The organism is Cupriavidus sp. H19C3 (assembly GCF_049393815.1).
In the GTDB taxonomy this organism is placed as follows: domain Bacteria; phylum Pseudomonadota; class Gammaproteobacteria; order Burkholderiales; family Burkholderiaceae; genus Cupriavidus.
The window spans coordinates 2,925,804-2,940,339 of sequence record NZ_CP184985.1; the positions used below are offsets into that span (position 1 = coordinate 2,925,804).

Annotated in this window: 13 protein-coding genes; 2 read left to right on the forward strand and 11 right to left on the reverse strand. The window is 69.4% G+C overall.

The genetic code is table 11. The annotated features are described in order from the left end of the window. Positions 1 to 98 precede the first annotated feature (98 nt). A complete protein-coding gene (locus DFLDMN_RS13485; RefSeq protein ID WP_423195447.1) occupies positions 99 to 1,502 on the forward strand; it encodes an NYN domain-containing protein in 1,404 nt (467 codons plus the stop codon). Between the two features lie 127 nt (positions 1,503 to 1,629). Here DFLDMN_RS13485 and gspF read toward each other — a convergent pair whose 3' ends face one another. The 11 genes from gspF to gspG all read right to left on the reverse strand — a co-directional run bounded on the left by gspF (position 1,630) and on the right by gspG (position 13,859). After that, the gene (gene gspF, locus DFLDMN_RS13490) at positions 1,630 to 2,847 is read right to left on the reverse strand and encodes a type II secretion system inner membrane protein GspF (RefSeq protein WP_423195448.1); all 1,218 of its coding nucleotides are present in this window, start codon (positions 2,845 to 2,847) and stop codon (positions 1,630 to 1,632) included. A 17-nt stretch (positions 2,848 to 2,864) separates the two neighbouring features. Next, a complete protein-coding gene (gene gspE, locus DFLDMN_RS13495; RefSeq protein ID WP_423195449.1) occupies positions 2,865 to 4,352 on the reverse strand; it encodes a type II secretion system ATPase GspE in 1,488 nt (495 codons plus the stop codon). Between the two features lie 91 nt (positions 4,353 to 4,443). Next, positions 4,444 to 7,185, reverse strand: a complete 2,742-nt coding sequence (gene gspD / locus DFLDMN_RS13500; RefSeq protein WP_423198410.1) for a type II secretion system secretin GspD — start codon at positions 7,183 to 7,185, stop codon at positions 4,444 to 4,446. A gap of 34 nt (positions 7,186 to 7,219) precedes the next feature. Beyond that, on the reverse strand, positions 7,220 to 8,026 hold the full coding sequence (gspN, locus tag DFLDMN_RS13505) for a type II secretion system protein N (protein WP_423195450.1): 807 nt from the start codon (positions 8,024 to 8,026) through the stop codon (positions 7,220 to 7,222). Next, on the reverse strand, positions 8,026 to 8,619 hold the full coding sequence (locus DFLDMN_RS13510; protein WP_423195451.1) for a type II secretion system protein M: 594 nt from the start codon (positions 8,617 to 8,619) through the stop codon (positions 8,026 to 8,028). The genes gspN and DFLDMN_RS13510 overlap by 1 nt, the downstream gene beginning before the upstream one ends. Beyond that, positions 8,616 to 10,151 carry a type II secretion system protein GspL gene (gene gspL, locus DFLDMN_RS13515; RefSeq protein ID WP_423195452.1) on the reverse strand — a complete coding sequence of 512 codons (1,536 nt, stop codon included), beginning with the start codon at positions 10,149 to 10,151 and terminating at the stop codon, positions 8,616 to 8,618. The genes DFLDMN_RS13510 and gspL overlap by 4 nt, the downstream gene beginning before the upstream one ends. Positions 10,152 to 10,633: 482 nt before the next feature. Continuing rightward, positions 10,634 to 11,659 (reverse strand): type II secretion system minor pseudopilin GspK, encoded by a 1,026-nt coding sequence (gene gspK / locus DFLDMN_RS13520; RefSeq protein WP_423198411.1) that lies wholly within the window; start codon positions 11,657 to 11,659, stop codon positions 10,634 to 10,636. Between the two features lie 2 nt (positions 11,660 to 11,661). Then, entirely contained in the window at positions 11,662 to 12,453 is a 792-nt protein-coding gene (locus DFLDMN_RS13525) for a PulJ/GspJ family protein (RefSeq protein WP_423195453.1), read from the reverse strand. Continuing rightward, positions 12,431 to 12,835, reverse strand: a complete 405-nt coding sequence (gene gspI, locus DFLDMN_RS13530) for a type II secretion system minor pseudopilin GspI (RefSeq protein WP_423195454.1) — start codon at positions 12,833 to 12,835, stop codon at positions 12,431 to 12,433. Before gspI ends, DFLDMN_RS13525 begins: the two co-directional genes overlap by 23 nt. Beyond that, a complete protein-coding gene (locus tag DFLDMN_RS13535) occupies positions 12,832 to 13,353 on the reverse strand; it encodes a prepilin-type N-terminal cleavage/methylation domain-containing protein (RefSeq protein WP_423195455.1) in 522 nt (173 codons plus the stop codon). The genes gspI and DFLDMN_RS13535 overlap by 4 nt, the downstream gene beginning before the upstream one ends. A 14-nt stretch (positions 13,354 to 13,367) precedes the next feature. Further along, on the reverse strand, positions 13,368 to 13,859 hold the full coding sequence (gene gspG / locus DFLDMN_RS13540) for a type II secretion system major pseudopilin GspG (protein ID WP_423195456.1): 492 nt from the start codon (positions 13,857 to 13,859) through the stop codon (positions 13,368 to 13,370). Positions 13,860 to 14,052: 193 nt separating this feature from the next. Here gspG and DFLDMN_RS13545 point away from each other — a divergent pair, with 193 nt between their 5' ends. Then, a complete protein-coding gene (locus DFLDMN_RS13545; RefSeq protein ID WP_423195457.1) occupies positions 14,053 to 14,508 on the forward strand; it encodes an RrF2 family transcriptional regulator in 456 nt (151 codons plus the stop codon). The last annotated feature ends 28 nt before the right edge of the window (positions 14,509 to 14,536 follow it).

Genomic DNA, 14,536 nt, shown 5'->3' on the forward strand with positions numbered 1-14,536 from the left:
ACGGCGCGCGCCCGCCCCGGAACAAAGGGAGCAAGATGCGCATGCGCCGCACCGGACGGTGCAACCCGCCGGACGGTGCAACTTTTCCCGATTCCATCATGAGCAATATTCCCCGCCAGGGCACCGCAACCCTGGCCGTGCTGATCGACGCCGACAACGCGGCGCCCGCCATCGTCGAAGGCCTGCTGGCCGAGGTAGCCAAGTACGGCGTAGCCGCCGTCAAGCGCATCTATGGCGACTGGACCAAGCCCAACCTCGCCGGCTGGAAAGAAAAGCTGCTGTCGCACTCGATCCAGCCGATCCAGCAGTTCCGCTACACGGTGGGCAAGAACGCCACCGACAGCGCGATGATCATCGACGCGATGGACCTGCTCTACACGGGGCGCTTCCATGGCTTCTGCATCGTCTCGTCCGACAGCGACTTCACGCGGCTGGCCTCGCGCATCCGCGAGCAGGGACTGATCGTCTACGGGTTTGGCGAGCGCAAGACGCCCAAGCCGTTCGTGACAGCGTGCGACAAGTTCATCTATTCGGACGTGCTGCGCGCGGAAGTGGAAGCCGAAGGCGCCGCCGCCCCCACGCGCCGCCGCAGCACCGGCGAGCTGCGCCAGGACGCGCGTCTCGTGCGGCTGCTGCAGAACGCCTCGCAGGCAGTATCGGACGATGACGGCTGGGCCACGCTCGGCGGCATCGGCAACCATATCGCCAAGCAGGCGCCCGAATTCGACTCGCGCAACTACGGGTACGGCAAGCTGTCCGAACTGGTGCTTGCCACCGAGCTGTTCGAGGTGGAAACGCGTAACGGCGGCAACAACAAGACCATCTGGGTTCGCCTGAAGAAGCGCGGCAAGAGGCCGGCACCGGGCGCACAGATGGCCGAGTTGCCGGAGCGGTCCGAGACCGCCGGGCTGGCGGAGGCATCCGAGCCGCGCGACATGCGTGACCGACGCGAGATTGCGGAGCCGGCGCCGGTGGCGCCCGAGCAGCAGGACACGGCTGACGATACCGAGCAGGTGGACGCGGAGGTGGGCGCCGAGGTGGGCGCCGAGGTGGACGCCGAGGTGGACGCCGAGGTGAATGAGGGGGGTTACGAGGGGGGGCGCAACGACGTGCTCGACGAGGGGGCGATGGGCGCCACCGCATCGACGCTGATCGCGGAAACCGTGGACGAGGTGCCCGCGGACACCAACGGCAAGGGCAAGTCGCGCGGCAAGCGTGCCAGGCGGCCGGAGGTCACGCTCGGAGACAACCCGTGGCCGATCGAGGCCTCGGTGTTTGCCGCACCGGGTACGACCGTGCTGTCGGCGCAGCCGCAGGCCACCCCACCGGCACCGGAGCCGACCCCTGCGCCAACGCCTGTACCGGCCACAGCGCCTGCTGCCGAACAACCGGCCGGCAAGGCGGGTGCGCCAAAGACTGCGGCGTCACCCGCCGCGTCCAAGCCCGCCGCAAAAAAACGCGCCGCACCGAGAAAGCGCGCGGCCAGCAAGACCGCCGGATAGTTCCGGCATGCGCGGCGGGACCACGGCCTGCCGCGCGCCGTAGCGCTACACGGCACCGCTGGGCATCGTCAGCCGTGGCGCGCGCAAGCAGCCGCACGCGCACGCAACCCGTTTCGCCGTCCGGCCGTTACCGCACCAGCTGGTTGATCTCGATAATCGGCATCAGCACCGCCAGCACGATCAGCAGTACCACCACCCCCATCGTCAGGATCAGCAGCGGTTCCAGCAGGCTGGTCAGGAACAGCGTGCGCCGCTCCAGCTCCTGCCCCTCTCCGGTGGCGGCGCGTTCAAGCATGATCGGCAGATTGCCGGTGGCCTCGCCCGAGCGGATCAGATGGACCAGCACCGGCGGAAACTGGTTCTGTGCCGCCAGCGCGCGCGCCAGCGAGGCGCCTTCGCGCACGCGCGTGGTGGCATCGTCCACGTTGGCGCGCAAGGCCTCGTTGGTCAGCGTCTCGCCCGCGGCCTGCAGGCTGCGCAGGATCGGCACGCCGGCCGATACCAGGATGGCCAGCGTGCTGGCAAAGCGCGCCGTGTTGTAGCCCCGGATCAGCTTGCCCATGAGCGGTGCCGTCAGCAGCCAGCGGTGCCACGCCAGCCGCACGTCGGGCTGCCTGAGCAGGCTGCGTACCAGCAGCGCGGCCGCGCCGATGACGCCGAGCGCCGCCCACCACCAGTTCCGCACGAAGTCCGACAGCGCCAGCATGACGATCGTCAGGGTCGGCAGCTTCTGCTTGGTATTGGCAAACACGCTGACCACCTGCGGCACCACATACGACAGCAGGAAGATCACGATCGCAAATGCCACCACCGTGACGATGGCCGGATAGGTGAAGGCGAGCCGGATCTTCGAGGTCAGCGTATTGCGCGTCTCGATATACGTGGCCAGGCGCTCCAGCACCAGCCCCAGGTGGCCCGAATGCTCGCCGGCCGATACCAGCGCACGGTAGATATCCGGAAAATCCTTGGGGTGCTGGGCCAACGCCACGGACAGCGAGCTGCCCCCCATGACTTCGGCGCGAATCCCCGCCAGCAACTCGTGTACATAGGTGCGTTCAGCCTGGTCGGCCAGCGCGCCCAGCGCTTCGTCGAGCGGCAGGCCGGACACGATCAGGCTGGCCAGCTGGCGCGTGAACAGCGCCTGCTCCTGCGTGGTCAGGCGGCGCACCAGCACGCCGGCCGCGCCGCGCTGTGCGGTGCCGCTGCCGGCGAGCGGATCCACGGTGATCGGTGTCAGTCCGCGCGCGCGCAGTTGCGTGCGCGCCTGCTTGGGACTGTCGGCCTCGATGACGCCGCGATCGGCGCGGCCGGCGGCGTCGGCCGCTTCGTAACGATAGGCGGGCATGCTCCGTGCGGCTCCGGCTATTCGCGCGTCACGCGCAGCACTTCCTCGAGTGCCGTGGCGCCACTGTCGATCCAGCGCTGGGCGTCGCCGCGCATCGTATGCATGCCCTTGGCGAGCGCGGCCTGCTTGATCTCGGACTCGGGCACCTGGCGATGGATCATGGTGCGGATCTCGTCGTCGACGGTCAGCAGTTCGTACACGCCCATCCGGCCCTGGTAGCCCGAGTGGCCGCATTTGTCGCAGCCCACGGCATGCCACACGCGCTGCAGCGGCTTGCCGTCGGGATGCGCCTCGGCCTGCAGCACGCCGGCTTCGGCGGCGGTCACCTCGATCACTTCCTCGCGCTTGCAGTGCGGGCACAGCCGCCGTACCAGCCGCTGCGCCAGCACACCGAGCAGCGACGACGACAGCAGGAACGGTTCGATCCCCATGTCCACCAGTCGCGTGACGGCCGAGGCCGAGTCGTTGGTGTGCAGCGTGGCCAGCACCAGGTGGCCGGTCAGCGACGCCTGCACCGCGATCTGCGCGGTCTCCAGATCGCGGATTTCACCGATCATGACCACGTCCGGGTCCTGGCGCAGGATCGCGCGCAGGGCTTTGCCGAACGTCATGTCGATGCGCGGATTGACCTGGGTCTGGCCGATGCCGTCGAGGTCGTATTCGATCGGATCCTCGACCGTCATGATATTGGTCGTGTGCGAATCGAGCCGCGACAGCGCCGCGTAGAGTGTGGTGGTCTTGCCGGAGCCGGTCGGCCCCGTCACCAGCACGATGCCGTGCGGCTGGTGCACGAGGTGGTCAAAGCTGACCAGCGTCTCGCGCGACATGCCGAGCTTGGCGAGGTCGAGCCGGCCCGCTTCCTTGTCGAGCAGACGTAGCACCGCGCGCTCGCCATGCCCGGTCGGCAGCGTGGAGACGCGCACGTCCACCGGACGTCCCCCCACGCGCAGCGTGATGCGGCCATCCTGCGGCAGGCGCTTCTCGGCAATATCGAGCTGCGCCATGATCTTGATGCGCGAGATCAGCGCGCCGTGCAGCGCCTTTTTCGGCCGCACCACGTCGCGCAGCGTGCCGTCCACGCGGAAGCGCACCACCGACGACGATTCGAACGGCTCGATATGGATATCGGACGCGCCTTCGCGCGCCGCCTGCGTGAGCAGCGCGTTGATCATGCGGATGATCGGCGCGTCGTCCTCGGATTCCAGCAGGTCCTCCACCGCGGGGATGTCCTGCATCAGCCGCGACAGATCGACTTCGCCTTCCACTTCGCCCACGACCTGGGCGGCGCTGCCGTCCTGGCGGTTGTAGGCGTCCGACATGGCGCGTTCCAGCGCGTCGGGCTCCAGCACGCGCAGCCGCAGCGCGCCATGCACGCGTGTGAGCTCGGCCAGCGCCGCCGGGGCCGTGGCACGGCTGACCCAGACCTCGAGGCCGTCGGTACGCTGGTGCGCGATCAGCAGCCGGGCCTCGCGGGCAAAGCTGTACGACACCAGGCGCGCGGCCATGGGCGAGGGCGGCTCAAGTGCGTCGATCGCCTCCGGGGCGATCTCGGTCTCGTCTGGCGGGGGTGGAAACGTCGGTGGCCATGACAGGACTTTAGTTGATGGGTCCGCGCGCGAACGCATCGGCCAGCGCCAGCGCCGGGTTATTGCCGCGTGCCGCCTGCGGGCGCGCCGCGCCGGCCGGCGCGGCGCGCGGCGGGATCTGGGTCGGCGTCGGGGCAGAGGTCGTGGCCGGTGCCGCCGGCTGGGGTGCTTGTTGCGCCGATTGTGGCGCCGATTGTGGCGCCGGCGTTTGCACCGACGGCTGCACCGCTTGCGGTACCGGTTGCTGCGCCGACTGCACGGTCTGCACGCCGGCGGCGGCCGCCGGCTCCGGCAGTTCGCGCGGAATCTGCGGCTCGTACGTGGCCACGCGCCGGGTCTGTATCTGCACGGTGCGCTGCGGCGGCAAGGCCTGCGAGATCGGCGCGGCGGACGGTTGCGGCACCGGCACCGGCTGGACCGGTTGCGGTACCGCGGGATCCGTCACCTGCGGTGGCGGCGTGTACGGCTGCGCGTTCTGCGGCAGCGGCAGCGGCGGTGCCAGCGGCGCGGCACTGCGCGGATCGACGAACGGGGCGGTCGGATTGTCCGGCGGCGGCAGCACCGGCTTGTCCTTGTCGTAAATCATGATGTTCGGCGACACGTAGCCGGTCTGCAGATTGCGCATGTAGTCGTAGCGATCCTGCGCCAGGCGGTCGGTCTGGCTGCCGGTGCGGATGATGTACGGCCGCAGGAACACCAGCAGGTTGGTCTTGGAGCGGCTCTTGTTCTCGTAGCGGAACAGGCCGCCGATCCAGGGCAGGTCGCCCAGGCCGGGCACCTTCTGCACGCTGTCGTTGTTGCTGTCCTCGATCAGGCCGCCCAGCACGATGATCTGGCCATCGTCGACCAGCACGTTGGTCTCGATCGAGCGCACATTGGTGGTCGGACCCGACGTGTTGGTGAGCGTGCCCTGCACCACCGACGACGACTCCTGGTAGATCTGCATCTTGACCAGTCCGCCTTCGGTGATCTGCGGGCGCACGCGCAGCGTGATACCGACGTCCTTGCGGTCGAACGTGTTGAACGGCGTCACGGTCGAGGTATTGCCGGTCTGCGCATACGAGCCGGTCGTGATCGGGATGTTCTGGCCGATCAGGATCTTGGCTTCCTCGTTCTCGAGCGTAATCAGGTTCGGCGTCGACAGGACGTTGGTGCTGGTCACGCTGCTCAGCGCGCGCAGCAGCGCGCCCAGGCCGAGCGCGCGGTTGACGATGCCGAGGTTCAGGCCGGCCAGGTCGGGCACCAGCTGGCTCGCCGCCACGATACCGGCCTGCTGGTTGTTGTTGATGGCCGCGACCGCGCCGGTCAGGTTGATGATGTTCTGGCCGCCGGTGCCGAAGTTGGTGCCGGCAAAGACGCCCGTATTGCCGCCCGACGACTGCAGCAGGCCTTGCCACTGGATGCCGAGCTGGCCCAGGTCGTTGCCCGTCACCTCCACGATCATCGATTCGATATAGACCTGCGCACGGCGCTGGTCGAGATCGTCGATCACCGTACGCAGGTTGCGGTAGACCGCCTCGTTGGCCGTGATGATCAGCGTGTTGGTCGATGGGTCGGCCTGGATGATGCCGCCCGTGGTCGGCTGCTGGTTGGTGGCGAACGAGGCCGAGAAGGCATTGCTGCCGCCGCCGCCAAAGCTGGAGCCGCCCGAGCCGCTGGAGCGGCCACCAAAGCCGCCATAGCCACCGCCACTGCTGCCACCGGCGAACTGGCTCCCGGTCGAGGACGTCGGCGTCTGCGCATAACCACCGCCCGCGACGCCGGCGGCCCCGCCCTGGGCGCCGGGCTGGCCGGTGGTGGCAAAGCTGGCGTCGGCGGCGACGATCGCGCGCAGCGTGGCGGCCAGCTTCACCGCATCGGCATTGCGCAGCGGCACTACCCAGATATTGCCCGGGCGCGCATATGGCTGGTCGATCTTCTCGATCAGCGTGCGTGCCTGCTGGACGCGCGCGCGGCTGGACGCGCGGATCATCAGCGAATTGCTGCGCGGCTCGGCCACCACGGTCGTGCGCAGGCTGGCGTCGCCAGAACCCGCGGTCGCCGCGCCGCCGGCAGAGGCGGGGTCGAGCAGGCGCTGCAGCGTGAGCGCCGCGTCGCTCGCGATCGCATTCTTGAGCGGAACGATCTCCACCTCGCCGCTCGCCGGCGCGTCCACGGCGGCAATGATGCGTGCCAGCCGGCGCAGGTTGTCGGCATAGTCGGTAATGACCAGCGTGTTGTTGGCGGGATAGGCGGTGATCGTGTTATTGGGCGCGATCATCGGCCGCAGCACCGGCACCAGATTGTTGGCCGACTCGTAGTTGAGGCGGAACACCTGCGTCACCACCTGGTCGCCGCGGCCGGCCCCGCCGCCGATCACGGTGGGCGAGCCCTGCAACTTGGCATCGGCTTCCGGCACGACCTTGGTGAAGCCGTTGCTCTCGACCATCGCATAGCCCTGCATGCGCAGGACCGAGCCGAGCGTCTCCAGCGCCTGGGCGCGCGACACCGGCTGTTCGGTCACCAGATTGACGGTGCCCTTTACGCGCGGGTCGATCACGAAATTCTTGCCCGTGGCCTGTCCCACCGCCTTCACCACGGAGTCGAGGTCCGCATTGACGAAGTTCAGCACGACCTGGTCGCGATTGGGCGGGGACACGTCAGGCTGCTGCGCCCAGAGCGGAGCCGGCGCGAGCAGGGAAAGACCGCACAGCAGGGCGGTGGCGCGCGCACAGGCAGTGCGGATCAGGTGTCGGTGTGCTTGGGTTTTCATCATCAGTTTCAGCTGGCTTCCGCTCGGTCCGCTATCAGAAGTTCAGCCTTGTCACGTTGTCTTCTCGTCTGCCCAGCAGGCTCAACAGGCCTGCCAGCTGTGCGGCGGCCTCCGGGTCGGCATGGGCCGTCCCGGTAAAGCGCGCCTGTCTTCCCAGCGTGCCGCTGCCCTCCAGGTACAGCGGGCCCGCCAGGGTCTTCAATTCCATCCTGCCAGCAGCGCCGGTCCAGTCGATCTCCGCGCGGTAGCTGCCCAGCGGCCGCAAACGGCTGACCGCCGATGATACTTGTTCGATCCTGAGGGTCAGGTGACCCTCGCGCGTGCCGTCGGCAAACCGACCCTGCAGGCCCGACCAGTCCAGCCGCATCTGGCCGTCCGGACGCAGCGTATTAAACGGTGCGCCAACGCCCTCCAGCAGCGAGGCGGGCAGGCTGATGGCGCCGGTCTGCACGGTCCAGCGGCGTGGCGTCACCGTCAGCGCTACCGGAGCCGCCAGCGCCCGGTCGTGCGACACCACCACCCGCAGGGTGCCCTGCAGCAGCGGCCAGCCCGACACGGCCCAGGTCAGCCGTCCCGGCAGGACCGTCGCGGTCTGGCTGCCCGCGCCGGCGGAGAGCGCCAGCGTCGCGCTGCCATGCCAGATCGTGCCCGCCGCATCGGCCAGCAGTACGCGCTGGCCGGTGCGCGTCGCCACGCTGTCGGCCAGCCAGGCGGCCGGCAACTGCACCACCAGCGTGATGGCAACCACTACCAGGCCCAGCAGGGTCCAGCGCACGCGCCGCCAGGCATGCGACTCGCGCCGGCGTCGACGCGGCAGCCGCAGGGACTCCAGCCTCGCCATCACCGGGATCCGTTGCCACCGGGGCCTTGCAGCGTGGCCGTGACGTTGACCAGCGCCGTGGCGCCAACATAGGTAAAGCGCGCGTCGGTCACCTTCAGCCGCTGCTGCAGCCGGACGTCCTGCAACCAGCTCGATACCGCGCCGAATGCCGCCTTTTCCAGTTGCACCTGCACCGCGTTGTCGCCGGTGGTCGCCAGGCGCGTGGCCTTGAGTCCGTGCTGGCCGAGGCTGTCCTGCAGCGCCTGCGTGAGCGCATCGCCGCGCAGCGACGGCGCCGGGCTGGCGGACAGGCCGCGCGCTTCCTGCGCCAGCGTCTCCATTTCCACAAGGTCGGCGCGCAGAGCGGGCAGGCGCTTCGCCAGCGCCACGCGTCCGCTGGCGGCGGGCTCCCACAGCAGCGTGTAGCCGATCACCAGCAGCAGCACCAGCGCCCCTCCGCCCAGGATGGCCTGTTCGCGCGGATTGCGCGCTTCCCAGAACGTATCGAAGCGTTCGCGCCAGCGCTCGGGGACGCGCGGGCGTAGCCGTGCGAGCCGGGCGAACGGATTGCCGCGGGCCTTGCCGCCGCGGCCGGGGTTCGTCGTGTCTTTCATGATCCGGGCTTCACCGTCCAGCGCGAGCCGGCCGGCGCGGGCGTGCCGGTGGCGCGCGCGAGGGCGTCCGGCGGGTTCTTGTCTTCTTCCATCTGCAGGCCGGCCTGGCGCACGGTGTTGCGCAGCGCATTGGTGTCGGTGCCGGGCTTCAGCGTCACGTACATGGTGCGGCCGCGGTATTCGAGCGCCTGCAAGGTGTCGGGCGCGAGGCCGCGCGCGGCGCCGGCAAAGCGGTCCGCGAGCGGCAGGAAGTCATCCGGGGTATTGCGGCCGGAGGCGAGCCGCAGTTGCTCCACCTGGCGGCGCATCTGCAGCGGCGGGTCGATCACCACCGGAATCTGCGGGAACGCGCTCTTCAGCGCCTGCAATTGCGCGGCTTCCAGCCGGTCGCGCTCCTTGCGCAGCATCAGCCAGTGGACGTTCATGCCGATCAGCTGTACCAGCAGCACGCCGCAGGCCAGCGCCAGCGGCAGGCGCCATGCGCGCAGGTTCCAGCGGTCGATGCGGCCCTGCGCGAATTCAAACTGGGCGAGGTCGAGATCGCGCTGGCGCAGGCAATCCTCGGCGCCTTCCAGCCAGACCCGCCAGTCGTCGAGCGGACGCGGGGCACGCCCGGTATGGCGTCGCTCGTATAGCGCCGGAACCGGCGCGTGGGCCAGCGCGGCGCGGTCGCCATGCCAGCGGCCGGCCGGAGCGAGGGCCTGCCATGCGGCGAGCGCGTCGTCGCCGAGCAGCAGACCATAGCCTTCGTACGCGCCGGTGCGCACGGTGATCTGCCAGAGCCGGCCGTTGCCGATGCGGGTTGGCGGAGCGTTCTCCAGCAGCTCGGCCGATGGCGCCAACGCGGCGGTGGCGGCTTCCACCACCAGCGTGGCCAGCTGCACTGGCGCGACGTCGGGACCGGCCGCGGCGGCTTCGGTCGGTGTGTCGTCGGCCTCGTCTTCCGGTTCCGCGAGCGGATCGGGCTCGGCCCCCACCGCCTCGGTGGCGAGCTTCGGCTCGTAGCGGCGCAGCACCTGCGGTGAAGCCAGCGGCGTCAACGGCAGGCATAACTGCGCCGGCACCACATGGCGCCGGCGATGCTTGTGTTCGGCAAAGGCGTCGAGCACCGCGCGCAACCAGGCGCGGTCGGCCACCATCAGCAGGCGGCGGCGCGCGCCCCGGGCCGGTGCCCCCGGCTCGAGGCCAGGACCCAACGCGATATGGCACGGCTGCGCATCCGAGGCGAGGACATCCTCGACCAGGTTCGGAAGCGCCAGCTTGAGCCGCGCCGGCGGTAGCGGTGGCACCATCGCCGTCGTGAGCAGCACATCGCTGGCGGCCACGATCAGCACGAGGCGGTCCGCGGCCGGCAGTTCGCCGACCGACGCGTGGCCTTCACGCAACAGATCGAGCGCGGCAGTCTCGCCCGCCCGGCGGTTCTTGTCCGCCACGGGCGTGCGTACCAGGGCAAACGGCATCGCGCCGAGCTGCCACGGTTGCGGCTGGTCATGCGGCCGTTGCGGCAGGCGGACGTAGAGGGTGGTACTCAAAGTTTCCTTGAATTCATGGCTCTTGTTGCGCCGGATCGTGTCGCGCCGGATCGGGCCGGATCACCCCGGCTGCGCCGGATTCTATCGCCGGCGGCCCGCCCGCTGGCGGCTTTGCTGACGGAAAGGCATCTGCGCCCGAGCGCTATCGCATCTTGCCGAATATGGTTTCGCTGGTCGGGATGCGGGCCCGCCCGGTTCTGCCTGCCCGGTTCCGCCGGTTCGCTCGGCCTGCCGGCTTCTGCCGCCTCTCTTCCGCCGTTTGGGTTCCCCCGCTTGGGTTCCCCCGCTTGGGTTCCCCCGCTTGGCTTCCCCCGCTCGGCTCCCGTCCCCCGTCCCCGGGTCGGGCGGCACCGCCCGGCCTTGCCCTGGGCGTAGGCGCAGCAACATACCTTGCCTGTGTGACTAACTCGCGTCAATAGCATGCTGTCTGATTGCGTTTGCGCCAAAACGACGCTAGCCAGTCGCAGCGGCCCGGCCGCTGCCTACCGCACTTCCGGCAGCCGGTCGGCATCGTGGACCCAGATCACGCGCGTGGTATTGCCACTGCCCAGTACGTCGGCGCGGAACACCAGCGACACCTGCAGACGGTTGGCACGCTCATGCCGCACCAGTCCGTAGATGAAGAAATAGTGGGTACGCACGTCGAGCTGGTTGTTCACGTTAGTGGGGTTGGCCTGCGGCGCCACGGCGGACAGCTGGGTGGTGATATCGCCCGTGTTGTTGAAATAGGCACGGTCGCGCTGGCGGACCAGTTCGCGCGCGCGGTCGAGCGACAGCTTCTCGATCACGGCGGACAGCACTTCCGGCTCCGCCGTATTGGCATTGACCTTGGTACGCTCGGGCAGCACCGCCACGAACGGCTCCAGTACGGCCACCATGTCGGGCGTATAGCCGGGTACCGCCAGCAGGTCGTCCACCGTATCGGGCGGCCGCGGCGCCGGCTGGCCGTCGGAACTGGTGTTGCGCGCGGCGCGCAGCAGGTACTGCGCGGTGGGCTCGGCCAGCCCGGCATTGAGCCCGACCGTCTGCAGCAGGCGCTGGAACTGCGTCAGGGCGGTCTGGTCGATGCTGGCCGAACGCCCCGTGCCGTCAGGATTGGCCGACCAGAGCACGAGGTTGGTCAGGTTGAAACGTGCCTGCGCGTCCATGATGCGGCCCGACAGAAACGAGGTCTCGCCGGCCTGATCGGTGCGCAGCCCGGCGCCGAGGAAATCCGACAGCCTGGTTTCCGCCACCGGCACCGACCACGGCTCGCCGATGTAGTCCACCTGCGAGCGGCGCTGGTCGTCGCGCAGGATCAGGCGCGCCCAGTCCACCGCCGCGCGCTCGATCCAGGCGGCCTGGGCCACGAGGCGCTGGTTTTCGATCGAACGGATCTGCACCTGCTGCCGCCACAGCATGCCGGACACCACCACCACGGCGAGCGTCACCATCAGCAGCGCGGTGACCACCGCGGCCCCGCGTTGCCGCGGCCGCCGGGGCAGGGGAGAGATCGAACGCGCGCGCATGGTCATAGGCCGGTCATGCAGACTTTCTGAAACTGGCGCGGCGTATCGCCGTCGCCCATGCGCGCGAAGATCGTCAGTTCCACCGCGCGCAGCGCGGTCGAGGTGGCGACGTTGCCGATGCCGGTTTCCACGTCGCTCGCGCCGGTGGCAGCGGCCAGCGTCGACTGGGCCGCGGCCACCGCGCTGGCGGCGGCATTGCCCTGGATCAGCGCGCCATAGATGCGGCCGGTGTCGGCCTGCCACCCGCCGGGTTCCACCCAGGCGCGCGCCGACAGGCTGTTGACGTCGTTGACCAGCGGCCGCACCTGCATCGCACGCCCGGCGGCCTGGCGCATATTGAGCAGCGCGCCGCGTACCTCGTTGCGCGTGGTCAGGTACGGGCTGGCGGCACGCACCACGGTATTGCCGTCGAGCCGGTAGGCAATGACCTGCCACGCGGTCGGCTGGCCGGTCTCGCGGCGGTCGCGCACCATCAGCAACTGGCCCGGGCCCAGTTCGAGCGGGCTGGCCTGCAGCAGCACGGGCGTGGCCAGGTGCTCGCAGTCGGCCTGGAACTGGCCGTACAGCACCTTGAGCGCGTCCAGTCGCAGGTCGTGGTCGGTCAGCCGCTCGCGGCTGCGCGTGAGCGAATCTAGCGCGCGCCAGCCGATCACGGCCATGACTGCCAGCAGCGTGATGGCGACCAGCATCTCCAGCAGCGTAAAACCGCGGCGGCCATGCGGGCCATGCGGGCCATGCGGGCCACGTGGGCGGCGGGCGGGGCTGGCGCGCTCAGAGCATGTTGCGCGTTTCATTGGGAACGATCGTGACCAGCCAGGCAAGCCGCACGGATTTGTTGCCGGCGGACGGGTACACCGCGATCTCCACGCGGCGGAACGACGGATTCGGTGTGCCGGAGACGGTTTCCTCGCACCACAGCGGCGTGCCGCCCTGCGGGCAGTCGTAGCCGCGCGTGCCCGGCGCGGGCCAGGTTTTCGACAGGCGCAGGGTGGCGAAGTGGTTCTCGGCGCTCCATTCGGCCAGCATGCGGCTCTGCAGCGCCATGCCGGACTCCACCATCGAGCCCATTGCGCGCATGGCGGCGGTCAGCGCCACCGCCAGAATGGTCAGCGCCACCAGGACCTCGATCAGCGTGAAGCCCGCGGCCGGGCGACGGCAGGGTTGCGCTCGCTTCATGGCAGCGCCGTGGCGGTATAACGGCCGCTGCCGTCGCCGGTCACGTCCACGCGGATGGGGCCGCGCACGAGGACCAGCCGCTGCGGACCGTCGACCAGCTCGCGGCCGAACACGAGGCGCATCGCGCCATTGCCGCCATTGCCGGCGGAGCGCCCGCCCTCGGTAATGGTCACGCCGTCCATCGCCAGCCGCCATCGGCCCGGGGCGAAGACGTCGGCGCGCATCGGCTGCCAGCCCTGGGGCGTGGCTTCCAGGAAACGCCAGCCGGACCGGTCGCCCTCCCATGCCAGCGGCCGGGCGCCGAGCTGCGCTTCTTCCTGGGCAAGTTCGAACAGGCGGGCGATGCGCTGGCCGTCGTCCAGCACGCGGCCGCGCTCGTTGGGCGAGGCATTGACCGCCACCAGCGAAATGACGATGCCGGCGATCACCATGACCACCAGCAATTCCAGCAGGGTGAAGCCGGCCGGCCGGCGCCGTGGAAAGAGAGCGGCAGGGCCGCGCGACGACGCCGGCAACATGAGCGGGGAGGGGCTTATTCCCAGTTGCCGATATCGGCGTCGTTGCCATTGCCGCCGGCCTGGCCGTCGGCGCCGAAGCTGAACACGTCGATCTCGCCGCGCACGCCCGGGTTCAGGTACTGGTACGGGTGGCCCCAGGGATCCTTGGGCAGCTTCTCGAGGTAGCCTTCCCCTTTCCAGTTGTTGGGCACCGGCTCCGTGGTCGGCTTGCTCACCAGCGCCGGCAGGCCCTGCTCGGTGGTCGGGTAGCGGCCGTTGTCGAGGCGGTACAGCTTGAGCGCCTGCATGATCGAGGAGATGTCCTGGCGCGCGGCCACCACGCGGGCTTCGTCCGGGCGGCTCATGATCTTGGGCACCACCAGCGCCGCCAGCACCCCGAGAATCACGATCACCACCATGATCTCGATCAGGGTGAAGCCACGCACGCGGTGGGCGCGGGAACAACGGTTCAGCCGGGTCGGACGGGTCGGTTGCGAACGGGGTGCGGAGGTGACGAATCTGTGCATCGTGTCTGGCCTTGTGCCGTGTCTGCCGGGTCATCCGCGCCGGGCAACATCGGCGAGGCCGGAATGGCCAGCCAGTATAACGCCACGGGCATGACCGTTTTATGTGCGGGCGCATTCCGTTGCACATTTCGTCGAACGTTGTCGCGAACATATCTTGCATTCGCGATGCACCTTATCTATCATTGGCCTCACGATGCAACTGACCCGCTTTTCCGACTACGCGTTGCGGATGCTGATGTATGTCTCCCGCGGCGACGGCAGCCGGCCGATCACCATCGCGGAGGTCGGCCAGCAATTCGACATCTCGCATAACCACCTCGTCAAGGTGGCGGCGCGATTGTCGAAGCTCGGCTGGATCGCGGCCACGCGCGGACGCCACGGCGGCCTGCAACTGGGCCCCGGGGCCGAGCGCCTGTCGGTCGGCACCATCCTGCGCGAGCTGGAAGGGCACAAGTCGGTGATCGACTGCTCGGATCCGCCGTGCGCGCTCAACGGCAACTGCCGGCTCAAGCGCGCGCTGGAAGAGGCAGAGGAAGCGTTCTACCGGTCGCTCGACGGCCTCACGCTCGCCGATGTCTCCGGCAACAGCCGTACCGCCGAGTCGATCATCAGTCTGCATCGCGATTACCTGAGCCGGCGCACGGCCTGAGGTCGCCCGAATCAACCGGGTACCGCAT